The following is a 24,900-nucleotide window of genomic DNA, read 5'->3' on the forward strand; positions in this document are numbered from 1 at the left end:
AACTGCTAATGGACTCGCCGGATGGTTGATCCGAGAGGAGGTCGCGACGGGGCGCGCAAAGGGGGGACGACGATGACGAACCGTATGCCGCAGGACGGTCTGCCGGAGTGGTTGCCGCAGGCGGCCCGGATCTACCTGGCCCATGTGGACGGGGGGCAGTCGTGCCGGGCGCTGGCGCGCCGGGCGGACTGCCACGCCTCGACGATCCTGCGGCAGGTGCGCCGGATCGAGGCCCGTCGCGACGATCCGCTGATCGACCACGCCCTGCGCCGACTCGAGCGCCGGGCCCATCAAGGGACCACCGCCATGACCGACATCGCCGCCGACATCGACAGCCCCGATTTGGACCGCGAGGCGCTGCGCATCCTGCGCCGCCTGGCCGAGCCCGACGCCTGCCTCGCCGTTGCGCCGGGGATGGAGAACGCGGTCGTCGTGCGCGAGCCGAAAGGCGGCGAGACGCTGCGCACGGCAGTCGTGGCGCGCTCGGTGGCCGAGGCGATGGCGCTGCGCAACTGGATCGCGGCGCGCGGCCGGGGCAGGGTGGCGCGCTATCGCCTGACATCCGCGGGGCGCGCCGCGCTCAAGCGCGCCATGGCCGGGAAGGGCGAGGCGCCCTTCGCCGCGCAGCACCGCGACATGGTCGAGCGCGGACCGAGGACGAAGCGCATTCGTTGCAACATGGCCGAGAGCCCCCTTGTGGGCCTGTCGCGCCGCAAGGACCGCGACGGACGGCCATTCCTGGCCGCGGAACTCGTGCGTGCGGGCGAGCGTCTGCGCGAGGATTTCGAGCTGGCGCAGATGGGCCCGCGCGTCACCCAGAACTGGGAAAGGTTCCTGACCGCCGGCACCGACGGCGGCCCTGCGGCCGCGCGCGACGGTGGAGGGTCGGAGGCTGCCCGCACCCGCGTCAACGCCGCGCTCACGGACCTCGGGCCGGGGCTGGGCGACGTGGTGCTGCGGGCCTGCTGTTTCCTGGAGGGGATGGAGGCCATCGAGAAGCGCATGGGCTGGGCCGCCCGCTCCGGCAAGATCGTGCTGCGCATCGGGCTGGAGCGCCTGCTGCGCCATTACGACGAACGGCACGGAGGGCATCCGCCGCTGGTGGGGTGAGGGGGCTGGCGGAGGCGCAGCGCCGGCGGTGCTGTGCGGTGGTATCCCGGAATTCCGCGCTGCGCCCGGGTAGGTGGGCGTCTACAGCCTTAAGCCGTGACCACGGCCCGAGGCTGCTTGGGAAGCAGGCCGCGAAGAGCCCTTCGCGCCCGGACTCAAGCCTAATGCGCCGGGCGAGCGCGTGCCCGTCCCGGCGGGCTGGCGCTTTGGTCGTCCGCAGCGCACTCCTCGCATCACGGATGTATCTGGCCACCATAAAGCGCGCCGTCCCGCCGTGCTCAGCGGCGTGCGTCGAGATGGCCGGTCGTCGGCCGTTACGCGGCTCAGCGGTCGCCGTCGCGGCGGCCCCCAGGGGCAGGCGCGCGTCCGGCTTCCGTCGTGCTCAGCGGCGCGCGTCGCAAGCGCCGTCCATCACCCGCATCACGGCTTTTCCGCCGCCATCGCCGGGCTCTTCTCCATCGGCACCCGGCGCCCTTGGCCCGGCTCTACGTGCAGCGTGCCGCCGTCGACAGCGACGCGGCCGCGCAGGAGGACCGTCTCGGGCCAGCCCTTGACCGTATGACCGGCGAAAGGGTTGTAGCCCACGTTGTCGTGCAGATCGTCCGCGGCGTACGTCACCTCGCGCTCGGGGTCCCAAAGCACCACGTCCGCGTCCATCCCCGGCCGCAGCGCGCCCTTGCCTGTGAGGCCGAAGAGCCGTGCCGGGGCGGCGGAGGTCAGCTCGACGAAGGCCGCCAGCCCCAGCCGGCCCCGGCTTACCATCGCATCGAAAAGGACCGGCAGGCGCAGCTCGAGCCCCGGCATGCCGTTGGCGATCTTGTTGAAGGGCGCGTCGCGGCCGTGGAGGAACTTGCCGCTCTCGTCCATGCGATAGGGCGCGTGGTCGGACGTCACCAGTTGCAGGTCGCGCTGGTCCAGAGCGTGCCACAGCGCCTCGACATCCGCCGCCTCGCGCTGGGGCGGGCTGCACATGAAGGCCGCGCCGTCCGGGCGGTCGAGGGTGTCCACGGTCTGGAACAGGTAATGGGTGCAGGTCTCGGCCCAGACCGGTGCGCCGCGGGCGCGGGCGGCGCGGACGATCTCCACCCCCTCGCGCGTCGAGACGTGGAACAGCATGACCGGCTGCCCGGTGTACTCGGCGAAGCGGCAGATGCGCTCCAGCGCCTCGATCTCGGCCATGCGGGGATGAGAGGCCGCGTGGTCGCGCGGGGCGGTGCGGCCCTCGGCCAGCAGGCGGGCGGTGGCGTCGCGGATGATGGCGTCGTTTTCGGCGTGAAAGCAGACCAGCGCGCCGTGGGCGCGGGCAACGCGCAGCACTTGAAGGATCGCGGCGTCGTCCAGCCGCACCTTGTCGTAGGTGGTGAAGACCTTGATCGAGCGGTGGCCCTCCTCGATCAGCCGGGCGACGTCGTCCAGGTTGTCGCCCGAGGTGTCGGCCACGATCATGTGGAAGGCGTGATCGCACATCGCCCCGCGCCGGGCGAGTTCGGCGTAGTCGGCCACCACGTCCGCGATCCGCATCCCCGGATGCTGCGCGGCGAAAGAGACGGTGGTGGTCGTCCCGCCGTAGAGCGCCGAACGGGTGGCGGTTTCGAACGTGTCGGCGTTCATCACGCCCGCGCCCGAGAGCTGCTCGATATGGCAATGGGTGTCCACGCCGCCGGGCAGGACGAGTTTGCCGCGGGCGTCGATCTCCTCCCGCCCCGGGCCCAGCCCGCGCCCCACGGCGGCGACGCGTCCGTCGCGGATGGCGAGGTCGCCGTCCCCCGCGCCGCCCGCGTCTGCGACGTGGGCCCCGCGGATCACCAGATCATACTCTCCTGCGGGCATTGCCTGTCCCCCCGTTCCCTGCTTCGATGCGGCGACGGTATACGAAGCGGCGGCGGGGTCCACCCGCCCGACAGGGGGGAGCACAGCGAGATGCGGCCAGCACAGGCATGACAATCCACGTCATCAATCCGAACAGCAGCGTTCATGTGACTGAAGGTATCGACGCGGCCATCGCGCCGATGCGGACCCTCTCGCCGGTGCCGATCGCCTGCCACACGCTCGCCGAGGGACCGCCGGGGATCGAGACGCAGGCGCATGTCGAGGGCGTCGTCGCGCCGCTCCTGGCGCGGGCGGCGGAACTGGAGGACGGCGCCTCGGCCTTCGTGATCGCCTGCTTCTCCGACCCCGGTCTGGCCGCGATGCGCGAGAGGAGCGCGCGGCCGGTGCTGGGCATCGCCGAAAGCGCGGTGCTGCACGCGATGACGCTGGGCCAGAGGTTTGGCATCCTGTCGATCAAGCGGGCCTCGGTGGCGCGGCATGTGCGGTATCTGGGCGCGATGGGCGTGCTCGACCGGTTGGCCGCGGACCTGCCCATCGACATGGGCGTGGCGGAACTGGCAGATGCGGGGCGCACGCTCGACCGGCTGGCGGAGGTGGGCGCGACGCTGCGCGACGTTCACGGCGCGGACGTGCTGATCACGGGCTGCGCGGGAATGGCGCAGTATCGCCCGGCGCTGGAAGAGGCTCTCGGCCTGCCGGTGGTGGATCCGTGCCAGGCGGCTGTGGCCGCTGCGATCGGGCGGGTGGCGCTGGCGCCCTGCGAATGACGAAGGAGAAGAGATGACCCGACTGACCGAGGAGGCGCGCGGCGTCTTCGTGATCGCCGCGACCCCGTTCCACGAGGACGGCGCGCTGGACCTGGAAAGCACCGACCGGATGGTGGACTTCTACCTCGACACCGGCGCGACGGGGCTGACGGTGCTGGGGATGATGGGCGAGGCGCCGAAGCTGACGCTTGAGGAGTCGCGCACCGTCGTCCGCCGCATCCTCGCCCGCGTGGACGGGCGGGTGCCGGTCGTAGCGGGCGTGTCGGCCCCCGGCTTCGCGCAGATGAAGGCGCTGTCGGACATGGTGATGGACGACGGCGCGGCCGGCGTGATGATCGCGCCGCCCGGCAGCCTGAAGACCGACGACCAGATCGTGAGTTACTATCACCAGGCGGCGGAGTTCATCGGCGACGCGCCCTTCGTCCTGCAGGACTTCCCGCTCGCCACCGGCGTCCACATCCCCGTCTCGGTCATCGCGCGGATCGTGGCCGATCTGCCGACCTGCGTGTGCCTCAAGCACGAGGATTGGCCGGGGCTCGCAAAGATCTCGGCCCTGCGCGAGCCCGGGACGCTGAGCCGCCGCATCTCGATCCTCTGCGGTAACGGCGGGCTGTTCCTGCCCGAAGAGATGGCGCGCGGCGCGGACGGGGCGATGACGGGCTTCGGATACCCGGAGATGATGGTGGACGTGGTGCGCGAGACGGAGGCGGGCAACGCCGGGCGCGCGCGCGACCTTTTCGACGCCTACCTGCCGCTGGCGCGCTACGAACAGCAGCCGGGGTTGGGGCTGGCCGTGCGCAAGTACGTGCTGGCCCGGCGCGGCGTCATCGCGAGTGCAGCGCTGCGCAAGCCCGGCGCCGGCCTGAGCGCCGCCGCGCGGGCCGAGGTGGACCTGCTGATCGAGCGGCAGGAGAGACGACTGAAGGAGCTCGGGTGACGCAGGCGCACCCCAAGACGGGAGAAGAACACATGTCCTACGACGATATTCTGGCGGCGAGCGGGCTGACGGGCGACCGGCTTCAGGGCGGCGACCTGAGCGTGACGACGCCGGTGGACGGGGCCGAGATCGCGCGGCTGAAGAGCCACACGCGCGAGGACGCGGAGCGGATGATCGCGGCCGCCAGCGACGCCTTCCGCGCCTGGCGGCAGGTGCCCGCGCCGCGGCGGGGCGAACTGGTGCGGCTTCTGGGCGAGGAGCTGCGCGCCGAGAAGGAGAACCTGGGCCGGGTCGTGTCGCTCGACTGTGGCAAGATCTATCAGGAGGGGCTGGGCGAAGTTCAGGAGATGATCGACATCTGCGACTTCGCCGTGGGCCTGTCGCGCCAGCTTTACGGCCTGACCATCGCCTCGGAACGGCCCGGCCACTCGATGCGCGAGACATGGCACCCGATGGGGGTCTGCGGGATCATCACCGCCTTCAACTTCCCCGTCGCGCCCTGGGCTTGGAACGCGGCGCTGGCGCTGGTGTGCGGCGACCCGATCCTGTGGAAGCCGTCGGAGAAGGCGCCGCTGTCGGCGCTGGCGGTGCAACGCATCTGCGAACGCGCGATGGAGCGGTTCGGCGACGCGCCCGAGGGGCTGATCCAGACGATGATCGGCGGCGCGGACCTGGGGCAGGCGCTGACCGACTCCCGCGACGTTGCCATCGTCTCGGCCACCGGCTCGGTCCCGATGGGGCGGAAGGTCGCGACGGCGATGGCCGGGCGGCTGGGGCGCTGCATCCTCGAACTCGGCGGCAACAACGCGATGATCGTCGCGCCCTCGGCCGACCTCGAGATGGCGGTGCGCGCCATCGTCTTCTCGGCCGTGGGGACGGCGGGGCAGCGTTGCACCTCGCTGCGCCGGCTGATCGTGCACGAGGACGTCTATGACCAACTCGTGCCGCGCCTGATCTCGGCCTACGAGGGGCTGCCCATCGGCGACCCGCTGGCCGAGGGCACGCTGGTCGGCCCGCTGATCGATCAGGCGGCGGCCGAGGGGATGGCGGCGGCGCTGAAGCGCGCCGACTCCGAGGGCGGCATCGTCCACGGCGGCGGGCGCGCGCTGGAGGACCAGTATCCGGGGGCGGCCTACGTCAAGCCTGCGATCGTCGAGATGCCGGGCCAGACGGACGTGGTGCACGAGGAGACCTTCGCGCCGATCCTCTATGTGATGAAATACCGCGAACTCGACGACGCGATCGGGATGCACAACGCCGTGCCGCAGGGCCTGTCGTCCTGCATCTTCTCGACCGACGTGCGCGAGACCGAGCAGTTCCTGTCCGCCGTGGGGTCGGATTGCGGCATCGCCAACGTCAACATCGGCCCCTCGGGCGCCGAGATCGGAGGCGCGTTTGGCGGCGAGAAGGACACCGGTGGCGGGCGCGAGAGCGGGTCGGACGCCTGGAAGGGCTACATGCGGCGGCAGACCAACACGATCAACTGGTCGCGCGACCTGCCGCTGGCGCAGGGCATCAAGTTCGACATCTGAGCGATCCGGCGGGGCGGTGCGCCGTCCCGCCGACTGCGTGATCCTCTTCAAAACTTGGTCATCGGTGGAAACCCGCCGGCGCGCCGGGACTTGGCCAGAAGTGACGCCGCGCCACGCGGTGGCAAGCCTTGCATCGGCAACCACCGCCTTCCTATCGTGGCGCCACCACAGTGGAGGATAAATCCCAATGAAGCATACGCTCTTCACCGGCACCGCGCTCGCGGCGGTGCTGACGCTTGGCCTGTCGGGGGCCGTCGACGCGCAGACCTATATCCGCGGCAACGACAGCGACCCCGAGACGCTGGACCAGCACAAGACCTCGACCATCGCCGAAGCCAACATCCTGCGCGACCTGTACGAAGGGCTCGTGATCTACGACAGCAGCGCGCAGGTGATCCCCGGCGCGGCGGAAAGCTGGGAAATCTCGGACGACGGCACCGTCTGGACCTTCAACATCCGCGCGGACGCGAACTGGTCGAACGGCGACCCGCTGACGGCCGAGGACTTCGTCTATTCGTTCCGCCGCATCATGGCTCCGGCGACGGGCGCGAAATACGCCAACATCCTTTATCCCATCGCAAACGCGCAGGCAGTGAACACCGGCGACATGCCGGTCGAGGAGCTGGGCGTACGGGCCGTGGACGAAAAGACGCTCGAGATCACGCTCGACACGCCCACGCCGTATTTCCTGGAGCTTCTGACGCACCAGACCGGCCTGCCGGTGCATCCCGCCAGCGTCGAGGAGCACGGCAGCGACTTCGTGCAGCCCGAGAACATGGTGTCGAACGGCGCCTACACGCTTGAGGAAAACATCCTCAACGACCGTATCGTGCTGGAGAAGAACCCCGAGTTCCACGCCGCCGACAGCGTGTCGATCGCGCAGGTGAACTATGTCCCGTTCGAGGACCGCGCCACCTGCGTCCGTGCCTGGGAGGCCGACGAGGTACATTCGTGCTCGGACCTGCCGGCCGAGGACATCGCCCGCCTTCAGGACGAATATCCCGACGCCGTGCACGTGACCCCGTACCTGGGCGTCTATTACTACGGCGTGAACACCGCCAAAGAGAAGCTTTCGGATCCGCGCGTGCGCCAGGCGATGAGCATGGTCATCGACCGCCAGTTCCTGGCCGACGAGATCTGGAGCGGCACGATGATCCCGGCCTACAGCTGGGTGCCGCCGGGCATCGGTAACTACGTCGAGAACCCGCCGACCTATGAGTGGGCCGACATGTCGCTTCTGGACCGCGAGGACCAGGCCATCGCGCTGATGGAAGAGGCCGGCTATGGCCCCGACACGCCGCTCGAGGTCGAGATCAGCTACAACACGTCGGAGAACCACAAGGCGACCGCCACGGCCATCGCCGACATGTGGTCGGTGCTGGGGATCGAGACGACGTTCAACGTCCGCGACGCCTCGGCCCACTATGCCATGCTGCGCGACGAGAAGGTGCACGACGTGGCGCGCGCGGGCTGGATCGGGGACTACTCGGATCCGCAGAACTTCCTGTTCCTGAACCGCGCCGACAACCCGGGCTTCAACTACGGCAACTACGAGAACCCGGAATACGACGGTCTGCTGGACGAGGCCGCGGGCACGACCGACCTGGCCGAGCGCGCCGAGATCCTGGCCCAGGCCGAGGAGGCGTTCCTCGCCGACAGTCCGCAGATCCCGCTGCTGTTCTACTCCTCGCGCTCGCTCGTGGCGGATGCGCTGCAGGGCTGGGAGGACAACATCCAGAACGTGCACCCGACGCGGTTCCTGTCGATCGCGCAGTGACGTGACGTTGCAACGGGCGGGTTCTTGACCCGCCCGGGGCCTGCGGGCGAGACCGCGGCCCTCTCGGGGCGCCCCGGCACGGGCGCCCTGTCAGACCGGAGGAAGCGGCCATGCTCGCTTACGCCCTGCGCCGGCTACTGGGCGCGATACCGACAATCTTCATCATCGTGACGGCCGCGTTCTTCATGATGCGGATCGCCCCCGGTGGTCCGTTCGACCAGGAGCGTGCACTGGAGCCCACGGTGATGGCCAACCTGAACGAGGCCTTCGGGCTCGACCGGCCGCTGTGGGAACAGTACGCGATGTACCTAGGCAACCTGCTGCGCGGCGACATGGGCCCGTCGTTCATCTATCGCGACATGCGGGTGCACGAGATCCTGGGCCAGGGCCTGCCGGTGTCGATGCAGCTTGGCATGACGGCGCTGTTGCTGGCCTTCGTGATCGGCACCGCTCTGGGCTCGATCGCGGCGCTGCGCCAGAACACGCGGGCCGATTACGGCGTCATCGCCGTCGCGACCTTCGGCATCACGGTGCCCAACTTCGTCGTCGCGCCGGTCCTGTCGCTGGTTTTCGCGGTGATCCTGAGCTGGCTTCCCGCGCAGGGCTGGGGCCGCTGGGACCAGATGATCCTGCCGGTCATCGCGCTGGCACTGCCGCAGGTGGCGGTGATCGCCCGCCTGATCCGCGGCTCGATGATCGAGGCGCTGCGCTCGGACCACGTGCGCACGGCGCGCGCCTATGGACTGCCGGCGCGGATGGTGGTGATCAAGCACGCCCTGCGCGCGGCCGTCCTGCCCGCGATCAGCTATCTCGGGCCCGCGGCCGCCGCGCTTCTGACCGGTTCGATCGTGATCGAGCAGGTGTTCAACATTCCCGGCATCGGCCGGTTCTTCGTCAACGGTGCGCTTGCGCGGGACTACACGCTGGTAATGGGCACGGTGGTGATCGTCGCGGTCTTCGTCGTGGTCTTCAACCTGATCGTCGACCTGCTTTACGCGCTTCTCGACCCGAGGGTCCGCTATGACTGATCTGGCCACCAACACCCCCGAGGTCGCCGCCGGCAGCCGCTCGCTCTGGGCCGTCGCGATGATCCGGATGCGACGCAACCGCGCCGCGATGGCGTCGCTCGTCATCCTGATCGTGCTGGCGCTGGCGGGCATCTTCGGCCCCATGCTCGCGCCGCACAGCTATGCCGAGGTCTATCCCGAGTTCGTGAAGGTCGACCCCAGCCTCGAGCCCTATCCGCAGGAGGCGCAGATCATACCCTCGGCCGAGACGGCGCTGCGCCGCGCCCGGGTCGACATCGAGTCGATCGAGGTCGGCGGCGGCGAGGTGGTCATCGGCCTGTCCTCGAGCCGCGAGATCGACCCGCGCATCACCCGGTACGTCGACCGTTCGGACGTGTTCTCGAACGCCGAGATCACCGAGATCGCCGAGGACGGGCTGAGCGCCACGATGGTGGCGGACGTGCAGCAGCTTTATTTCCTCATGGGCACCGACGCCAACGGGCGCGACCTGTTCTCGCGCATCCTGATTTCGCTGCGCATCTCGCTGATGATCGGTGCGCTGGCCACGGGCGTGGCGCTGCTGATCGGGGTGCTTTACGGCGCGACGGCGGGCTTCGTCGGCGGGCGCGTGGACAACGTGATGATGCGCATTGTCGACATCCTGTATTCGCTGCCCTTCGTGTTCTTCGTGATCCTTTTGGTGGTGTTCTTCGGGCGAAACCTCGTGCTGATGTTCATCGCCGTGGGTGCGGTCGAATGGCTCGACATGGCGCGGATCGTGCGGGGGCAGACGCTTTCGCTTCGCCGGCGCGAGTTCGTGCAGGCGGCCGAGACGCTGGGCGTGTCGGGCTGGGACATCCTGCGCCGCCACATCATCCCCAACACGCTGGGCACGGTGATCATCTACATGACGCTCCTGATCCCCAAGGTGATCTTGCTGGAATCCTTCCTGTCGTTCCTGGGCCTGGGCGTGCAGGAGCCGCTGACCTCGCTTGGCGTGCTGATCGCGGAAGGGGCCAAAAACATGCGCAACGCGCCGTTCATGCTGTTCTATCCGGCGGCCACCATGACCATCCTGCTGTTCGCGCTGAACTTCCTGGGCGATGGCCTGCGCGACGCACTCGATCCGAAGGACCGCTGACATGGCCGAGCAGGAACGCGTACTCGACGTCGACAACGTCCGCGTCACTTTCGACACGCCCGACGGCGAGGTGCGGGCCGTCCGCGGCGTGTCGATGCACGTGAACCCCGGCGAGTCCGTCGCCGTGGTGGGCGAAAGCGGTTCGGGCAAGAGCCAGGTGATGATGGCCGCGATGGGGCTTCTGGCCTCGAACGGCCGGGTCGAGGGCTCGGTCCGCTACCGCGGGCAGGAACTGGTGGGGCTTCCGCTCAAGGCGCTCAACGATATCCGGGGGGTCAAGGTCACGATGATCTTCCAGGAGCCGATGACCTCGCTCGATCCGCTGTTCACCATCGAGGACCAGTTGAGCGAGCCGTTGCGCGTGCATGGCGGCCTGTCGAAGCGCGAGGCCTCGGCGCGGGTGCTCGAGCTTCTGGAACTGGTGCAGATCCCCAACGCCAAGGCAAGGATGAGCGCCTATCCGCACGAGCTGTCGGGCGGGCAGCGCCAGCGCGTGATGATCGCGATGGCGCTGGCCAACGACCCCGACCTGCTGATCGCCGACGAACCCACGACCGCGCTCGACGTGACCATCCAGGCCGAGATCCTCCAGCTCCTGGCCGACCTTCAGGCGCGGCTGGGCATGTCGATCCTGTTCATCACCCACGACCTCGGCATCGTCGAGGCCTTCGCCGACCGCGTCTATGTGATGAACAAGGGGCTGGTCGAGGAAGAGGGCCCGACCGAGCGAGTCTTCCACGCCCCGCAGACCGAGTACACCCGGATGCTGCTGGCCGCCGAGCCCGAGGGGCACAAGGCGCCGGTCGGTCCCGACGCGCCGGTGCTGCTGCGGGGTGAGAACGTGCAGGTCACCTTCGGCCGGCCCAAGGGCTTCCTTCGGCCCGACACGCAGCTTCACGCGGTGCGCGGCATCAATCTGACGCTGCGCAAGGGGCAGACGATCGGCGTGGTGGGCGAAAGCGGCTCGGGCAAGTCGACGCTGGGCCGGGCGCTTTTGCAGATGCTGCCCAGCACGGGCAGGGTGGTCTACCTCGACAACGATATCGAGGGGTTGGACCGCGCGGCGATGCGGCCTTACCGCAAGGGCCTGCAAATGGTGTTCCAAGACCCGTACGGTTCGCTCTCGCCGCGCCTGACGACCGGCGAGATCATCGCCGAGGGGTTGCAGGTGCACGAGCCGGGACTGAGCCGGAAGGAGCGGCAGCGCCGGGTGGCCGAGGCGATGAGCGACGTCGGCCTCGACCCGTCGATGCGCAACCGCTTCCCGCACGAATTCTCGGGCGGGCAGCGCCAGCGCGTCGCCATCGCCCGCGCGGTGATCCTGCGCCCGCAGGTGATCGTGCTGGACGAGCCGACCTCGGCACTCGACCGCTCGGTGCAGAAGCAGGTGATCGAGCTGTTGCGCCGGCTCCAGGTCGAGCACGAGCTGTCATACGTCTTCATCAGCCACGACCTTGCCGTGGTTCGGGCGCTGTCAGACTACCTGATGGTGATGAAGAACGGCGAGGTGGTCGAGGAAGGGCCGGTCGACGCCGTGTTCGACCATCCGACGACCGACTATACGCGGACGCTGATGCGCGCGGCCTTCGACCTGACGTCTCTCCTGCGCCCGGCGGCGCGAACGGGGACTTGAGGTAGCGCCGCAAGAGAGTCCGGTAAGTATATGTAAAATACGGTAATTACGGGGATAATGCCGTCTTTTCTCTGAAGCAGCCTCGTCGCTGCCCGCGTCAGCGGCGATCGTCGCAACGCTTGCCGCACCTCGGTCATCGCATGAGGTGGGTGCGGCAAGAAATTGTTAACACGTACTTTCGCGTTCCGCCTCAGGAGGCCAGTTCCTCCGCCTCGGCTGCGTCCTCTTCCGACAGGTTCAGGCGGCGGCGCAGAGCGGCGAGGTATTCGCGGTCGTGCGCAGTTTCTCCGTCCAGCGCGGCGCGGGAGGCGAGGTAGAATTCCTGCGCCGTCTCCTCGTCGTTCACCTGCGCCAGCAGCTCGTCGAGGGGGCGGGGATTGGCGATTTCGCGCTCCATCACGCGCCGGTCTTCGGCGTCCGCGTCCGCCTGCTCGATCTCGCCCGGGATGCGCTCTCGTTCCGCGTTGGACAGCGCGCCGTCGGAATAGGCGGCGGTGATCATCGCGCGGATAAGCAGCAGCGCCGTGTCATCGCTGAAACTTTCGGCGGCGCGCTCCTGCTCCTGCACGTCGGACGCGGCTGGCTCGGCGCCTTGGGCGGTGCCGCCGCCGGTCAGCTTGTCGGCCACGTCCTTGATCATGCCTCCGATGCCGCCGGAGGCCGATCCTGTCTTGCCAGTGCCGCCTTTCGCCTGCTGGTCCTGGTAGGCGCGGTAGGCCATGTACCCCAGCGCCGCGATTCCCAGCTTGCCGCCGAGGCCACGGCGGCGGTGGCCCAGCCCGCCCAGCATTGCGGCCGTGCCCAGCCCGCCGCGGCGGCGTCCGCGGCCGGCCATCCGCGAGGCGAGCATCACTCCGAGTACGCGCTTCAGACTCATGGCACAATCCTCCTGTGTGACCTCGCTCAATGCGCCCGGTGGCGTCGCGTTCCCGCGCCGAGGCCGGCTCGGGCAAAGTTGAGAATGATTTGCATTATTGTTGACGGACCCACGTCCGCCCCCTAGCTATGGCGCATGAAAACATCGCGACGGGGGCGTTGATGCGCAAAAGATCGCTGTTTGCGACGACCATGCTTGCCACTTTGGTCGCGCTGCCGGGCGCAGCGCAGGAGGCGGACGATCCGCTGAAGGTCGTCACGACCTTCACGGTGCTCGCCGACATGGCGCGCAACGTGGCCGGAGACGCGGCCGAGGTCGTGTCGGTCACCAAGGCGGGGGCCGAGATCCACGGCTACGAGCCGACGCCGCAGGATATCGTGCGGGCGCAGGACGCCGACCTGATCCTGTGGAACGGCCTGAACCTGGAGCTCTGGTTCGGGCAATTCCTGCGCAACCTCTCGGACGTGCCCGCCGTGACGCTGACCGACGGGATCGATCCCATCCCCATTGCCTCGGGCGCATACGAGGGGCAGTCGAACCCGCACGCCTGGATGGGGCTCGACAACGCGATGGTCTATATCGACAACATCGCCGGCGCGCTGGCGGACCAGGATCCGGAGAACGCCGCGACCTACGAGGCGAACGCCGCCGCCTACAAGGACGAGATCCGCGCCACGATCGAGCCGCTGCGCGACCGCATCGCGGCCATCCCCGAGGACGAGCGATGGCTGGTCACCTGCGAAGGCGCGTTTTCCTATCTCGCGCGGGATTTCGGCATGCAGGAGCTTTATCTCTGGCCGATGAACGCCGACCAGGTGGGCACGCCGCAACAGGTGCGCGCGGTGATCGACGGGGTGCGCGAGAACGACGTGCCCGCCGTCTTCTGCGAAAGCACGGTGAACACCGCCCCCGCGCAGCAGGTCGCGCGCGAGACGGGGGCGGAGTATGGCGGCGTGCTTTACGTCGACTCTTTGTCCGAGCCTGACGGGCCGGTGCCGACCTACCTCGACCTGTTGCGCGTCACGTCCGAGACGGTGGCCGATGCGCTGGCGCCCGCCGGCGGCTGAGCCGCAGCGTCGCACGTCCGGGCCTGCGGCTGTCCGGGCCGCATGGCCCAGCTAGATGAAGCCCCGGCACGACGCCGGGCATGAAGGAGGCCGAATGCTCGACACGACGGCGGATCCAGCGACCCGCACCGCGCCCGACGGGCCGGGCGGCGGCATCTTCGCCCGCAACGTGACGGTCACCTACCGCAACGGCCACACGGCGCTGCACGACGCGAGCTTCGAGATCCCCCGCGGCACGGTCACCGCGCTCGTCGGCGTGAACGGGGCGGGCAAGTCGACGCTCTTCAAGGCGATCATGGGCTTCGTCCCGGCCTCGCGCGGCGAAATCCGGCTTCTGGGCCGGACCGTCAAGCAGGCCCTGCGCGACAACCTCGTGGCCTATGTTCCGCAATCCGAGGAGGTCGACTGGGCCTTTCCGGTGCTGGTCGAGGACGTTGTGATGATGGGCCGCTACGGACACATGGGGGTCCTGCGCCGCCCCTCGGCCGCCGACCGTGCCGCGGTGGACGCCGCGCTCGACCGGGTGAATATGGGCGAGTTCCGCCACCGCCAGATCGGCGAGCTGTCGGGCGGTCAGCGCAAGCGGGTGTTCCTGGCGCGTGCGCTGGCGCAGGAGGGTCGGGTGATCCTGCTCGACGAGCCGTTCACCGGCGTCGACGTGAAGACCGAGGAGCAGATCGTCGCGCTGCTGCGCGAGTTGCGGGCCGAGGGGCGGGTAATGCTGGTCTCGACCCACAACCTTGGCAGCGTGCCCGAGTTCTGCGACCGCACCGTGCTGGTCAAGGGCACGGTGCTGGCCTATGGGCCGACCGAGACGACGTTCACGCGCGCCAATCTCGAACGGGCCTTCGGCGGCGTGCTGCGGCACTTCACGCTGGGCGGGGCGAAGCTGCACGAAGACCACGACGACGACCCGCGCGAGATCACGATCTTCACCGACGACGAGCGGCCGCTTGTGCGCTACGGCAACCGGACGCAGGTGCGGGGAGACGGCGAGTGAGCCTGCTGCTCGAACCCTTTGGCTACGGCTACATGACCAACGCGATGTGGGTCTCGGCGCTGGTCGGCGCGGTCTGCGCCTTCCTGTCGGCCTACCTGATGCTGAAGGGGTGGAGCCTGATTGGAGACGCGCTTTCGCACTCGGTCGTGCCGGGGGTGGCGGGTGCGTACATCCTGGGGCTGCCCTTCGCGCTGGGTGCGTTCATCGCCGGCGGGCTGGCGGCGGGGGCGATGCTGTTTCTGAGCGAGCGGTCGGGACTGAAGGTGGACGTGATCATCGGGCTGATCTTCACCTCGTTCTTCGGGCTTGGGCTGTTCCTGGTCTCGATCAACCCGATGTCGGTCAGCATCCAGACCATAACCATGGGCAACATCCTGGCGATCACGCCAAGCGACACGCTGCAACTGGCGATCATCGGCGTCGTCTCGTTGATCGTGCTGATGGCGAAGTGGAAGGACTTGATGGTGACCTTCTTCGACGAAAGCCACGCCCGCTCGATCGGGCTACGGCCAGGGCTGCTGAAGGGGGTGTTCTTCGTGCTGCTGTCGGCGGCGGTCGTGGCGGCGATGCAGACGGTGGGGGCGTTCCTGGTCATCGCGATGGTGGTGACGCCGGGGGCGACGGCATACCTTCTGTGCGACCGCTTTCCGCGGTTGCTGATCGTGTCGGTCGCCATCGGCGCGGTGACGAGCTTCCTGGGCGCCTATGCCAGCTATTTCCTCGACGGGGCGACGGGCGGGGTGATCGTGACGCTTCAGACCGTGCTGTTCCTGACAGCCTTCGTCTTCGCGCCGAAGCACGGGGTGCTCGCTGCCCGCCGGAAGGCGGCAGAGGCGGTGCGTAACCCCGGGGCGCAGGCAACGCGGGAGCCGGCGGAATGACCCTCGAGACGCTCCTCCTGCCGTTCGCCTTCCCGTTCATGCAGAACGCGTTCCTGATCGCGGCCATGGTCGCGGTGCCGACGGCGCTTCTGTCGTGCTTCCTGGTGCTCAAGGGCTGGGCGCTGATGGGCGACGCGGTGAGCCACGCCGTCCTGCCCGGCATCGTGCTGGCCTGGATCACGGGCCTGCCGCTGATTTTGGGCGCGTTCGGGGCAGGGATGACCTGCGCGCTTCTGACCGGATATCTGAGCGAAAACAGCCGGGTAAAGCAGGACACGGTGATGGGCGTGGTGTTCTCGGGCATGTTCGGGGTGGGGATCATCCTCTACACCTCGATCCACACGAACGAGCATCTGGACCACGTGCTGTTCGGCAACATGCTGGGCGTGGGGCCGCAGGACCTTTGGACGGCGGGGCTGATCTCGCTCGCCGTGTCTGCCGCGCTGCTGCTGAAGTGGAAGGACCTGTTGCTGCATGCCTTCGACCCCGCGCAGGCGCAGGCGAGCGGGCTGCGGGTGAACCTGCTGCATTACGGGCTGTTGTCGGTGCTGTCGCTGACCATCGTGGCGACGCTGTCCTCGACCGGGTTGATCCTGGCCATCGGCCTGCTGATCGCGCCCGGCGCCATCGCGTTCCTGACCGTGCGCCGGTTCGGGCGGATGCTGGCGGTGGCGGTCGGGGTCTGTCTGTTCTCGATGCTGGCGGGGACCTATGCGAGCTTCTTCCTCGACAGTGCGCCCGCGCCCACGGTCATCCTGATCCTCACGGCGCTGTTCGTCGTGGCCTTCATCCGGCGGGTGCGCGTCACGCGCGCGGCCTCGCGTCGCCGCGCCGCCGCGTCCTGAACGCCGTCAGTCCGAGGAGAGCCGCAGGTCCGCCGGGCGGCTTTGCCTCAGCACCAGCCGGGCATTGGGCAGGTCGTTCTCCTCGACCTTGCGGCGCGCGAGGTCGGGGGAAAGGTCGGACCACCGCGCCGCCAGCCGCGCCGCCAGCACTTCCTCGGGCGCGTCCACCATCACCGTCAGGTCGAAGAGCGACGTGACCGTGCGCCATTCCGGATCGTCGAGCAGAAGGTAGTTGCCCTCAACCAGGATCAGCCGGGCCTCGGGCCCGATCATCCGGGCGCCGGCACGGGCGATCTCGATCGCGCGGTCGAAGACCGGCACCGCGACGGACTGGCCGTCGTCGGCGGCGATGCGGCTCAGGGTCGAGACCAGCCCGCCCGTGTCGAACGTGTGCGGCGCGCCCTTGCGGGGCAGGTCGCCGCGCGCCGACAGAAGCATGTCGTCGAAATGGAAGCCGTCCATCGGCAGGACGGCCGAGCAGCCCGGCGCGTCCTCTTCGAGCCGCGCGTGCAGAAGCTCGGCCACGTGGCTCTTGCCGGCCGCCGGAGGCCCGGCGACGGCCACCAGCCTGCGATGCTCGCCCCGCGCCAGGGGCAGAAGCCGCGCGAGCAGGGCGTCGAAGGTCACGGTTTCGGTCACGCGTTCGTCCCGCGGACGGCGCGGCGGCTCATGCCGCCACCGCTTCGGGCTCTTTCGCGCCGGTCATGAAGGCCACCGCGTCGGACATGGTGTAGTCCTTCGGGTCGATGACGCAGAGCCGCCGGCCCAGTCGATGGACGTGGATACGGTCGGCGACCTCGAAGACGTGGGGCATGTTGTGGCTGATCAGGATGATCGGGATGCCCCGGCTGCGCACGTCCTGGATCAGGTCCAGCACCCGGCGGCTTTCTTTTACCCCCAGCGCGGCCGTCGGCTCGTCGAGGATGATGACCTTCGAGCCGAACGCCGCCGCGCGCGCCACCGCGACGCCCTGGCGCTGGCCACCCGAGAGTGTCTCGACCGCCTGGTTGATGTTCTGAATCGTCATCAGGCCCAGGTCCGAAAGTTTCTTGCGGGCGAAATCCTCCATCGCCTTGTGGTCGAGCTGGCGGAACCACTTGCCCATGATGCCGGGCTTTCGCAGCTCGCGTCCCATGAACATGTTGTCGGTGATCGACAGGGCAGGGGACATGGCAAGCGTCTGGTACACCGTCTCGATCCCCGCTTCGCGGGCGTCGGTGGGCGAGTGGAAGTGCACCCTCGCGCCCTCGAGCCAGACCTCGCCGCCGTCGGGCACCACCGCGCCCGACAGCGCCTTGATGAGCGTGGACTTGCCCGCGCCGTTGTCGCCGATCACGGCCAGCACCTCGCCGGGATAGAGCTCGAAGTCGCAGTGGTCGAGCGCGATGACCTTGCCGTAGCGTTTGACCAGGTTCTTGGCGTTGAGAATGGGTTCCATCAGGCAGACACCTTTCTGATCCATTGGTCCACGGCCACGGCGGCGATGATCAGCACGCCGATGAAGAAGTACGTCCACTGCGCATCGGCCCCCAGAAGCCGCAGGCCCAGCGTGAAGACGCCCACAATGAGCGCCCCGAAGAGCGAGCCCAGGATCGAGCCGCGCCCGCCGAAAAGCGAGATGCCCCCGATCACCACTGCGGTGATCGACTCGATGTTCGCCTCGTAGGCCGAGGTGGGCGAGACCGAGCCGATGCGCCCGATCAGGGCCCAGCCCGCGAAGGCGCAGATCAGGCCCGAGAGCATGTAGACCGACAGGAGCGTGCCCTTGACGTTCACGCCCGAAAGCTGCGCCGCCTCCGGGTCGTCGCCCACTGCGTAAACATGGCGGCCCCACGCGGTGTAGCGCAGCACCCAGGAGAGCACGAGCATCAGCACGATCATGAACACCACGCCCACGGTGAAGACCGCGCCGCCGATCTGGAACTTCGCGCCCATCAGGTGAAGAAGCGGCGCGCTTTCCTCGATCTCCTGCGCGCGTATCGTCTCGTTCGCGGAGTAGAGGTAGTTGGTGGCCAGGATGATCTGCCAGGTGCCCAGCGTCACGATGAAGGGCGGCAGCTTCATGCGGCTGACCAGGAAGCCGTTCAGCGCCCCGCACAGCGCCCCGCAGGCCAGGCCGCAGGCGACGGCGACGGGCACGGGGATGCCATAGCGAAAGGCAAACTGGCCCATCACGACCGAGGACAGCACCGTGATCGCGCCAACGGACAAATCGATGCCGGCGGTCAGGATCACGAGGCTCTGTGCGGCGGCCACGATGCCGACGATCTGGACCTGTTGCAGGATCAGCGTCAGCGCGAAGGGCGAGAAGAAGCGCGATCCAAGCAGAACGCCGAAGATCACGATCGACGCGACCAGCACGATCAGCGGCACCAGCGCCGGGGTGACGTGGAGCGCATGGTGGAACTTGTGAAGCAGTCCCTTCCGTTCGTCCTCGAACTCGGCGAATTTCTCCTCCCGCCGCGCCTTGACGATGTCTTCGTAGCTGTCGGATTGGCTCATCGCGCCGTCCCTCCCGTGACAGGCGTGGGTCGGGGCGGGCAGGGGCCCGCCCCGGCGTCAGTGTATCAGAGATGCGGCCGCGGCCTTAGCCCCAGCACAGCTCCATCCCTTCCTCGACGGTTATCGACTCGATCCCCTCGACCGGCTGGTCGGTGACGAGTTGCACGCCGGTGTCGAAGAACTCCTTGCCCTCGGTCGGCTGCGGCAGGGTGCCATCCTCGGCGTATTGCGCGATCGCCTCGATCCCGAGCGACGCCATCTGCAGCGGATACTGCTGCGCCGTGGCCCCGATCACGCCGTCGCCGACGTTCTGCACGCCCGGGCAGCCGCCGTCGATCGACACGATCATCACGTCGTTCTCGCGCCCGATGGCCTTGAGCGCCTCGTAGGCGCCGGCGGCGGCGGGTTCGTTGATGGTGTAGACGACGTTGATCATCGGATCCTGCGCCAGGAGGTTCTCCATCGCCTGACGCCCGCCTTCCTCGTTACCGGCGGTGACGTCGTGGCCGACGATTCGCGGGTCGTCCTCGTCTCCCCAGCGGTTCGGGTCGCCCACGTCGATGCCGAAGCCCGTGAGGAAGCCCTGGTCACGCAGCACGCCAACGGTGGGCTGGCTGACGCCAAGGTCGAGCATGGCGATGCGGGCGTTCTCGGCCTCGTCGCCCAGCGTCTCGCGCGCCCACTGGCCGATCAGTTCGCCGGCGCGGAAGTTGTCGGTGGCGAAGGTTGCGTCGGCCGCATCGATCGGGTCGAGCGGGGTGTCGAGCGCGATCACCAGGATCCCCGCTTCGCGCGCCTGCTCGACGGACGAAACGATGGACGAGGTGTCGGAGGCGGTGATCAGGATGCCCGAGGCGCCCGAGGCGATGCAGGTCTCGATCGCCTGCACCTGGGTTTCGTGATCGCCGTCGATCTGGCCGGCGAAGGTCATCAGGTTGATGCCCAGCTCCTCGGCCTTCGCGGTCGCGCCTTCGCGCATCTTCACGAAGAACGGGTTGGTGTCGGTCTTGGTGATCAGGCAGGCGGTGGTTTCGTCCTGGGCGTGGGCCGCACTGGCGGCGGCGACCAGACCCAAGGCGGAACAGGCGAGCAGTTTCTTCATGTGATCCTCCCGAATACTACGGCCGGACCGCGCCCGGCCGCCCGCCGCTCCTCCGCGACGGCGTGACACACTGAAGGGCAGAATCGGGCGCCGGGTCAATATATAAATCAACTTGATTTATTAACCGGCCACCCGCATGGTGCGGCCCGGAGGACCAAGATGGCGCAGGCAGGACACGACGCAGAGAGGGGCTCTTGGCTGCCCGGGGGCGCGACACCCCGCGGCGTGCGCAATCACAACGAACGGCTGGTCCTGTCTACCGTGCGCGCCTGCGGACCGTTGCCGGGAGCCGAGATCGCCCGGCGCACGCAGCTTTCGGCGCAGACGGCGTCGGTCATCACCCGGTCGCTCGAGGCCGACCGCCTGCTCAGGCGCGGCACGCCCGTGCGCGGGCGGGTGGGCAAGCCGTCAGTCCCGATGGGGCTGAACCCCGACGGCGCGTATTCCTTCGGCCTCAGGATCGGGCGGCGGCGCGCGGACCTTGTCCTGATGGACCTGACGGGCGCCGTGCGCGGGCGGCGGCGGCTCGACTATGCCTATCCGACGCCCGCGACGGTCACCGCCTTCGTGGTCGAGGGGGTCGAGGATCTGCGCGCCGGCGTCGTGCCCGAGCGTCGCGACAGGATCGCGGGCCTTGGGATCGGGGCGCCGCACCAGCTTTGGAACTGGCTCGACCTCGTCGGCGCGCCGCGCTCGCACATGCAGGACTGGGAGTCGTTCGACTTCGTGCGCGACCTGAGCGGTCCCACCGGCCTGGCCGTCCACCTGGGCAACGACGCGACGCTGGCGTGCTACGGCGAGCAGGTGTTCGGGACGGCGGCCGAGAAGACGAACTACGCCTACTTCTACGTCGGGGCCTTCGTCGGCGGCGGCATCGTGCTAAACGGGCGCGTCCGCACCGGTCCCACGGGCAACGCAGGTGCGCTGGGGTCCATCGTGGTGGGCGGCGAGGGGGGGGGGCGCGGCGGCCAGTTGATCCACAACGCCTCGCTCTACGTGCTCGAAGAAATGCTGGAGGCGCAGGGCCGGCCCGCCGCGCTCGCCCGCGCGGACGAGCAATCGTGGGACGGGTTCGAGGACGTGCTGGCCCCCTGGCTTTCGCTGACCGCGCGCAGCCTGACGGCGGCGGCGATTTCGGTCACCGCCGTGCTCGACGTGCCGGCGGTGGTCGTCGACGGCGGCGTGCCGGCCGCGGTGCGCGAGCGGCTCGTCGGGCTCATCCGCGAGGAGATGGCGCAGGCAGACACCCGCGGCGTGGACCGGCCCGAGGTGCTTGCCGGCACGCTGGGCGCCGTGGCCGGCGCGCTCGGCTCCGCACATCTTCCGCTGGCCGAGAGCTACCTTGCCGAGGGCATGCTGATGTAACGTGCAACCGTGATCAGGCGGCGGCCTGCGCCTGTTCGTCCAGCGGCAAATCGATGTAGAACGTCGTCCCCTTGCCCGGCATGCTGGTGAAGTGAAGGTGCCCGTCATGCGCCTGAACGATGGCGCGGCTGATGCTCATGCCGATGCCCGTTCCGCCGAAGGTGCGCGTGCTGGACCCGTCTTCCTGGCTGAAGCGATCGAAGACCTTCGCGCTGAACTCGGGCGAAATGCCGATGCCATAATCGGTCACGGCGATGCGGGCGACGCCGCCGATCCGTTCGCACGAGACCTGCACGAGCTTGCTCTCGCCCGAGAACTTGACGGCGTTCGACAGAACGTTCGCGATCACCTGCTCGATGCGCGACGCGTCCCCCCGGACCGGCAGCGGTCGGTCCATCGCCGATATCTCGATCCGCACGCCCTCGTGCTCGCCATAATGGCTGTTGATGCGGACGGCCTGTTCGACCACCTCGTCCAGGCGCATCGGCTCCATCTGGTAGCTGAGGTCGCCCGTGTCGGACTTCTCGAAGTCGAGGATGTCGTTGATCAGCTTGCCCAGGCGCTCGGCGTTCTGCTGCGCGATGCGGAGCATCGCGTCGGCCCGGTCGGGGATCTTGCCAAGCGCGCCGCTGTTGACAGCCTCTGTCGTGCCGAGGATCGAGGCGATGGGAGTGCGCAGCTCGTGACTGACGGTCGCGACGAACTCGCCCTTCGCCTTGTAGGCCTGCCGCGACTCCTCGAGCAGTCGCTGTTTCTCGGCCGAGTTACGCCTTTGCTGCCGCGCCTCGAGAAACAGAAGCAGAGACAGAAGCAACGACGCGACGCCCAGCGTGATGCTGACGTAAAGGATGCTGCTCGACATCGAAACGAGGTGCGTGCGCGCGGCATGGTCCAGCGCCGCCTGCTCGTCCTTTGCGGCGATGGTGTAGTCGTTCAGCGGCTCGCTGAATTCCGTGAACACGTCGTGAAGACGAAGCGCTTCCTCGTAGTCGCCCCGCTCGAGCGAAAACACCGTCTCTTCCTCGGCGCGCAGGACCGCGATGAGCCGGTCGAGCACTTCCACCTCCTCGGTGCCCTCCGCCGCACGGACCCCTTCCTGGCCCTCTTCCGAAAGGTTGTACCGCGCCCACAGGATGTCGAAGCGCAGCTGGACCTCCTCGGGGTCGATATCGAGGGCGGGGTTGGCGAATTCGGCCAGCGTCTCGTTCAGCCGCCCGAGTTCGAACTGGAGGCGGGTGGTGATCCAGACCGGGCCCGCGCGCCGGGCGTTGAAGACGTCGTCGATGACCGGTTGAAGCTGGAACAGGAACATCGACGTGACGCCCAGGGCGACGAAGACGACCCCGGCAAGCGCCCACCGAACGATGGCGAAGCCCGAGGTCATTGCGTCACATCGACCTTGATCTGGGAAAGCTGCCAGGCCTGCCGGTCGTTGAAGATGGGCTCCTGAAGCTCGGGATAGTCGCTCATCGGGTAGATCACCCAGAACGGTCCCTTGCCCCGGCGCGACATGCGCTCGCCGTCGCGCAACACTGCGATGATGCCGTCATAGTCGAAGATTTCGGCGACCGGGATGAAGGTTTTGAAGTCGTCGAGCGCGGTGAGGTAGAGCGTGTCGTCGCGCTCGAGCGCGACGTCCTCGAACAGCGTGCGGATCCGCGGACCGGTGAACACCGTGCCCTCGTCGGCATAGTCGTTGCCGGTCACGATCTCGAAGCTTTCGAGCGCGAGAAGCTCGTCGGCCGTGTACTCGACGACCTCGGTCCCTTCCTCGGTTGTCACGCGGATCTCGAGCGACTGCGCCAGCGCGGCGGCCGGCGTGAGAAGGGCGAGCGTGAGGCTCACGATGCGGAATGCGGTGTTCATTGTCCTGCTCCGAGGGCTTCTGCGGGTCTTAGCCGGCTGCGCACACGTTCCACTTGCGCCGGACCTGATCCCCCAGCGCCGTTACCGAGAACGGCTTGAGGATCACGCCCAGCACGCCGGGGCTGGCAGCGGCCGCCTGCACGTCGCGCCCGGTCTTCGCGGTCAGGAAGATCGCGGGCAGGTCCTTCAGGCCGGGCAGGCGGTGGATCGCGGCCAGCGTCTCGCGCCCGTCCATGCGCGGCATCATCATGTCGAGGATGATCAGGTCGGGCCGGGATTCGTCGGCCATTTCGACGGCCTCGGCCCCGTCGCGCGCCTGGCGCACGTCGAAACCGCCGAGATCGCGCAGCGCAACCTGGACGACGGCCCGCATGTCGGCGTCGTCATCGACGTGGAGGATGGTGGTAAGCTTCGACATCTCAGTATCCCGGCGACGTGCAGGAGATGAGGTGCGCTGTTACTGAAACCGCGTTTCGCAGGCAAGTGCGGCGTCGCGTCCGACCGCAGGTTCAGCCCCGGTCGCGCAGGCTGCCGGAGGTCAGGAGGCGCACGACGTGGCGAGCGGCGGGGACGGGTTCCGCAGCGTTGCGAGAATGTCCCCTATCTCACAGCACAAGGTGTCGGCGAGGGAGACCGCCTCCTCTGCGATGTCGCGCGCGTCGCCCTCTGCCTCCTCTGCATCGATGAACCGGCGGTCGGCCGCGGCCGCGGCCTTGGCGAGCGTCCATAGTTCCAGCGCGGGTGCGATGCCGGCGATACGGTGCACCTGGTCCCGCAAGGCCGCCAGATCACCGTCCCTCGGCGTATTCCCCGCCAGCCGGACGATCTTCTCCTGCATGTCCGCATGAGCCGCTTCGAGACCGCCCAGGAAGTGATCCCGGAGCCCGGCCATGGTGCGTTCGAGATCGGTTCTGACGGTATCGGTCATCGACATCCTCAACTTCCGGCTGCGCTGCAGTGATAACTGTGCAAGTGCGTGCTGGGAAGTCCCCCCTCGCGTCATGCCGATATAGGAGAAGGGAATGTGGCAGCGCAGGAGTTTCGCTTCTGCGGTCCGCCGCAGTCGCAGCTGTACAGGCTACTCATCCGGCCTGGCTGCGACCCCCTGATCATCGCGTATCGGCGTGCGGGCGGGAAAGTGCGTCAGCAATCCCTGGTCGATGCATTCCTCTGCTCAAATGCGATTCGCATGAGGCGGTGCATGGGCCACTGCAAGGCTGAAGGATCCGGCGCGCCCGCTTGAAGCGGCTTCCCTGGCTGCCTACGGACGCGACAAAAGCGACCGATCGAATGCAGAAGCCGCAGCAACTGTGAACTGCCCCATTCGAGTGGTCCAGGTTGATTGTTAATGCATTGCCCTCCTTCGGTCGACGGTGACGATGGCTTCCGGGGCAGGCGGTCTGTAGCCCAGGGCGCTATGGGGGCGGATGGTATTGTAGTGGCGCCGCCATTGTTCGATGAGGATCTGGGCCTCGCGGAGCGAGTAGAAGATCTCCCCGTCGAGCAGCTCGTTGCGGAAGCGGGCGTTGAAGCTCTCACAATAGCCGTTCTCCCACGGTGATCCGGGCTCTATGAAGGCAGTTTTCGCGCCCACGGCTTCGATCCATTCACGGACCTTTCGGGCGGCGAACTCGGGCCCGTTATCGGATCTGATGAACTCA

General features: G+C 68.2%; 24 protein-coding genes. 13 read left to right on the forward strand and 11 right to left on the reverse strand.

Going from position 1 to position 24,900, the window contains the following annotated elements; all coding sequences use genetic code 11:
* The first annotated feature begins 72 nt into the window (after positions 1-72).
* Complete coding sequence (locus tag BM162_RS12575; RefSeq protein ID WP_093422426.1) at positions 73-1,110, forward strand: DUF6456 domain-containing protein; 1,038 nt, start codon at positions 73-75, stop codon at positions 1,108-1,110.
* A 420-nt stretch (positions 1,111-1,530) separates the two neighbouring features.
* Here BM162_RS12575 and hydA read toward each other — a convergent pair whose 3' ends face one another.
* On the reverse strand, positions 1,531-2,940 hold the full coding sequence (hydA, locus tag BM162_RS12580) for a dihydropyrimidinase (protein WP_093422429.1): 1,410 nt from the start codon (positions 2,938-2,940) through the stop codon (positions 1,531-1,533).
* Between the two features lie 107 nt (positions 2,941-3,047).
* On the opposite strand from hydA, the gene BM162_RS12585 reads away from it, so the two are divergent.
* From BM162_RS12585 to BM162_RS12615, 7 genes are all read left to right on the forward strand, one after another.
* On the forward strand, positions 3,048-3,707 hold the full coding sequence (locus tag BM162_RS12585) for an aspartate/glutamate racemase family protein (protein WP_093422431.1): 660 nt from the start codon (positions 3,048-3,050) through the stop codon (positions 3,705-3,707).
* A 13-nt stretch (positions 3,708-3,720) separates the two neighbouring features.
* On the forward strand, positions 3,721-4,644 hold the full coding sequence (locus tag BM162_RS12590) for a dihydrodipicolinate synthase family protein (protein ID WP_093422434.1): 924 nt from the start codon (positions 3,721-3,723) through the stop codon (positions 4,642-4,644).
* A gap of 32 nt (positions 4,645-4,676) precedes the next feature.
* Positions 4,677-6,176 carry an L-piperidine-6-carboxylate dehydrogenase gene (gene amaB, locus BM162_RS12595; RefSeq protein WP_093422495.1) on the forward strand — a complete coding sequence of 500 codons (1,500 nt, stop codon included), beginning with the start codon at positions 4,677-4,679 and terminating at the stop codon, positions 6,174-6,176.
* A gap of 187 nt (positions 6,177-6,363) precedes the next feature.
* Positions 6,364-7,953 (forward strand): peptide ABC transporter substrate-binding protein, encoded by a 1,590-nt coding sequence (locus BM162_RS12600; RefSeq protein ID WP_093422436.1) that lies wholly within the window; start codon positions 6,364-6,366, stop codon positions 7,951-7,953.
* Positions 7,954-8,063: 110 nt separating this feature from the next.
* Positions 8,064-8,981: an oligopeptide ABC transporter permease OppB gene (gene oppB / locus BM162_RS12605; RefSeq protein ID WP_093422439.1), complete on the forward strand. Its 918-nt coding sequence runs from the start codon at positions 8,064-8,066 to the stop codon at positions 8,979-8,981.
* Positions 8,974-10,101, forward strand: a complete 1,128-nt coding sequence (locus BM162_RS12610) for an ABC transporter permease (RefSeq protein ID WP_093422441.1) — start codon at positions 8,974-8,976, stop codon at positions 10,099-10,101. The genes oppB and BM162_RS12610 overlap by 8 nt, the downstream gene beginning before the upstream one ends.
* A gap of 1 nt (position 10,102) precedes the next feature.
* Positions 10,103-11,734: an ABC transporter ATP-binding protein gene (locus BM162_RS12615; RefSeq protein ID WP_093422444.1), complete on the forward strand. Its 1,632-nt coding sequence runs from the start codon at positions 10,103-10,105 to the stop codon at positions 11,732-11,734.
* A 190-nt stretch (positions 11,735-11,924) separates the two neighbouring features.
* Here BM162_RS12615 and BM162_RS12620 read toward each other — a convergent pair whose 3' ends face one another.
* Positions 11,925-12,611 (reverse strand): tellurite resistance TerB family protein, encoded by a 687-nt coding sequence (locus tag BM162_RS12620; protein ID WP_093422446.1) that lies wholly within the window; start codon positions 12,609-12,611, stop codon positions 11,925-11,927.
* 161 nt (positions 12,612-12,772) lie between these two features.
* Here BM162_RS12620 and BM162_RS12625 point away from each other — a divergent pair, with 161 nt between their 5' ends.
* The 4 genes from BM162_RS12625 (at position 12,773) to BM162_RS12640 (ending at position 16,404) form a co-directional block, all read left to right on the forward strand.
* Positions 12,773-13,678 carry a metal ABC transporter substrate-binding protein gene (locus BM162_RS12625; RefSeq protein ID WP_093422498.1) on the forward strand — a complete coding sequence of 302 codons (906 nt, stop codon included), beginning with the start codon at positions 12,773-12,775 and terminating at the stop codon, positions 13,676-13,678.
* Positions 13,679-13,772: 94 nt separating this feature from the next.
* A complete protein-coding gene (locus BM162_RS12630) occupies positions 13,773-14,678 on the forward strand; it encodes a manganese/iron ABC transporter ATP-binding protein (protein WP_093422449.1) in 906 nt (301 codons plus the stop codon).
* A complete protein-coding gene (locus BM162_RS12635; protein WP_143096153.1) occupies positions 14,675-15,559 on the forward strand; it encodes a metal ABC transporter permease in 885 nt (294 codons plus the stop codon). The genes BM162_RS12630 and BM162_RS12635 overlap by 4 nt, the downstream gene beginning before the upstream one ends.
* On the forward strand, positions 15,556-16,404 hold the full coding sequence (locus tag BM162_RS12640) for a metal ABC transporter permease (protein WP_093422451.1): 849 nt from the start codon (positions 15,556-15,558) through the stop codon (positions 16,402-16,404). Before BM162_RS12635 ends, BM162_RS12640 begins: the two co-directional genes overlap by 4 nt.
* Before the next feature lie 6 nt (positions 16,405-16,410).
* Here BM162_RS12640 and BM162_RS12645 read toward each other — a convergent pair whose 3' ends face one another.
* From BM162_RS12645 to BM162_RS12660, 4 genes are all read right to left on the reverse strand, one after another.
* Positions 16,411-17,043 carry a nucleoside/nucleotide kinase family protein gene (locus BM162_RS12645; protein ID WP_143096154.1) on the reverse strand — a complete coding sequence of 211 codons (633 nt, stop codon included), beginning with the start codon at positions 17,041-17,043 and terminating at the stop codon, positions 16,411-16,413.
* Positions 17,044-17,071: 28 nt separating this feature from the next.
* Entirely contained in the window at positions 17,072-17,842 is a 771-nt protein-coding gene (locus tag BM162_RS12650; RefSeq protein ID WP_218153093.1) for an ATP-binding cassette domain-containing protein, read from the reverse strand.
* On the reverse strand, positions 17,842-18,906 hold the full coding sequence (locus tag BM162_RS12655; protein ID WP_093422455.1) for an ABC transporter permease: 1,065 nt from the start codon (positions 18,904-18,906) through the stop codon (positions 17,842-17,844). Before BM162_RS12655 ends, BM162_RS12650 begins: the two co-directional genes overlap by 1 nt.
* A gap of 85 nt (positions 18,907-18,991) precedes the next feature.
* A complete protein-coding gene (locus BM162_RS12660) occupies positions 18,992-20,008 on the reverse strand; it encodes a sugar ABC transporter substrate-binding protein (protein ID WP_093422457.1) in 1,017 nt (338 codons plus the stop codon).
* 159 nt (positions 20,009-20,167) lie between these two features.
* Between BM162_RS12660 and BM162_RS12665 the strand changes: the two genes are divergently transcribed.
* Positions 20,168-21,373: an ROK family transcriptional regulator gene (locus BM162_RS12665; protein WP_093422460.1), complete on the forward strand. Its 1,206-nt coding sequence runs from the start codon at positions 20,168-20,170 to the stop codon at positions 21,371-21,373.
* Between the two features lie 13 nt (positions 21,374-21,386).
* On the opposite strand, the gene BM162_RS12670 is transcribed toward BM162_RS12665, so the two are convergent.
* From BM162_RS12670 to BM162_RS12690, 5 genes are all read right to left on the reverse strand, one after another.
* A complete protein-coding gene (locus BM162_RS12670) occupies positions 21,387-22,757 on the reverse strand; it encodes a sensor histidine kinase (RefSeq protein WP_093422463.1) in 1,371 nt (456 codons plus the stop codon).
* Positions 22,754-23,239: a putative pterin-binding protein gene (locus BM162_RS12675; protein WP_093422465.1), complete on the reverse strand. Its 486-nt coding sequence runs from the start codon at positions 23,237-23,239 to the stop codon at positions 22,754-22,756. Before BM162_RS12675 ends, BM162_RS12670 begins: the two co-directional genes overlap by 4 nt.
* A gap of 28 nt (positions 23,240-23,267) precedes the next feature.
* Positions 23,268-23,657 carry a response regulator gene (locus BM162_RS12680; RefSeq protein WP_093422467.1) on the reverse strand — a complete coding sequence of 130 codons (390 nt, stop codon included), beginning with the start codon at positions 23,655-23,657 and terminating at the stop codon, positions 23,268-23,270.
* A 120-nt stretch (positions 23,658-23,777) separates the two neighbouring features.
* Positions 23,778-24,167 (reverse strand): Hpt domain-containing protein, encoded by a 390-nt coding sequence (locus BM162_RS12685; protein WP_143096155.1) that lies wholly within the window; start codon positions 24,165-24,167, stop codon positions 23,778-23,780.
* A 417-nt stretch (positions 24,168-24,584) separates the two neighbouring features.
* The coding region (locus BM162_RS12690; protein ID WP_143096156.1) for an integrase core domain-containing protein at positions 24,585-24,900 on the reverse strand (316 nt) is incomplete at its 5' end.

It is taken from the genome of Tranquillimonas alkanivorans (genome assembly GCF_900115595.1).
Lineage (GTDB): Bacteria > Pseudomonadota > Alphaproteobacteria > Rhodobacterales > Rhodobacteraceae > Tranquillimonas > Tranquillimonas alkanivorans.

What these genes read in the sequence shown, in the direction of transcription:
- BM162_RS12575 (WP_093422426.1), top strand. Translation starts at nt 73, where the DNA reads ATGACGAACCGTATGCCGCAGGACGGTCTGCCGGAGTGGTTGCCGCAG.
- hydA (WP_093422429.1), bottom strand. Translation starts at nt 2,940, where the DNA reads ATGCCCGCAGGAGAGTATGATCTGGTGATCCGCGGGGCCCACGTCGCA.
- BM162_RS12585 (WP_093422431.1), top strand. Translation starts at nt 3,048, where the DNA reads ATGACAATCCACGTCATCAATCCGAACAGCAGCGTTCATGTGACTGAA.
- BM162_RS12590 (WP_093422434.1), top strand. Translation starts at nt 3,721, where the DNA reads ATGACCCGACTGACCGAGGAGGCGCGCGGCGTCTTCGTGATCGCCGCG.
- amaB (WP_093422495.1), top strand. Translation starts at nt 4,677, where the DNA reads ATGTCCTACGACGATATTCTGGCGGCGAGCGGGCTGACGGGCGACCGG.
- BM162_RS12600 (WP_093422436.1), top strand. Translation starts at nt 6,364, where the DNA reads ATGAAGCATACGCTCTTCACCGGCACCGCGCTCGCGGCGGTGCTGACG.
- oppB (WP_093422439.1), top strand. Translation starts at nt 8,064, where the DNA reads ATGCTCGCTTACGCCCTGCGCCGGCTACTGGGCGCGATACCGACAATC.
- BM162_RS12610 (WP_093422441.1), top strand. Translation starts at nt 8,974, where the DNA reads ATGACTGATCTGGCCACCAACACCCCCGAGGTCGCCGCCGGCAGCCGC.
- BM162_RS12615 (WP_093422444.1), top strand. Translation starts at nt 10,103, where the DNA reads ATGGCCGAGCAGGAACGCGTACTCGACGTCGACAACGTCCGCGTCACT.
- BM162_RS12620 (WP_093422446.1), bottom strand. Translation starts at nt 12,611, where the DNA reads ATGAGTCTGAAGCGCGTACTCGGAGTGATGCTCGCCTCGCGGATGGCC.
- BM162_RS12625 (WP_093422498.1), top strand. Translation starts at nt 12,773, where the DNA reads ATGCGCAAAAGATCGCTGTTTGCGACGACCATGCTTGCCACTTTGGTC.
- BM162_RS12630 (WP_093422449.1), top strand. Translation starts at nt 13,773, where the DNA reads ATGCTCGACACGACGGCGGATCCAGCGACCCGCACCGCGCCCGACGGG.
- BM162_RS12640 (WP_093422451.1), top strand. Translation starts at nt 15,556, where the DNA reads ATGACCCTCGAGACGCTCCTCCTGCCGTTCGCCTTCCCGTTCATGCAG.
- BM162_RS12650 (WP_218153093.1), bottom strand. Translation starts at nt 17,842, where the DNA reads ATGGAACCCATTCTCAACGCCAAGAACCTGGTCAAACGCTACGGCAAG.
- BM162_RS12655 (WP_093422455.1), bottom strand. Translation starts at nt 18,906, where the DNA reads ATGAGCCAATCCGACAGCTACGAAGACATCGTCAAGGCGCGGCGGGAG.
- BM162_RS12660 (WP_093422457.1), bottom strand. Translation starts at nt 20,008, where the DNA reads ATGAAGAAACTGCTCGCCTGTTCCGCCTTGGGTCTGGTCGCCGCCGCC.
- BM162_RS12665 (WP_093422460.1), top strand. Translation starts at nt 20,168, where the DNA reads ATGGCGCAGGCAGGACACGACGCAGAGAGGGGCTCTTGGCTGCCCGGG.
- BM162_RS12670 (WP_093422463.1), bottom strand. Translation starts at nt 22,757, where the DNA reads ATGACCTCGGGCTTCGCCATCGTTCGGTGGGCGCTTGCCGGGGTCGTC.
- BM162_RS12675 (WP_093422465.1), bottom strand. Translation starts at nt 23,239, where the DNA reads ATGAACACCGCATTCCGCATCGTGAGCCTCACGCTCGCCCTTCTCACG.
- BM162_RS12680 (WP_093422467.1), bottom strand. Translation starts at nt 23,657, where the DNA reads ATGTCGAAGCTTACCACCATCCTCCACGTCGATGACGACGCCGACATG.
- BM162_RS12685 (WP_143096155.1), bottom strand. Translation starts at nt 24,167, where the DNA reads ATGACCGATACCGTCAGAACCGATCTCGAACGCACCATGGCCGGGCTC.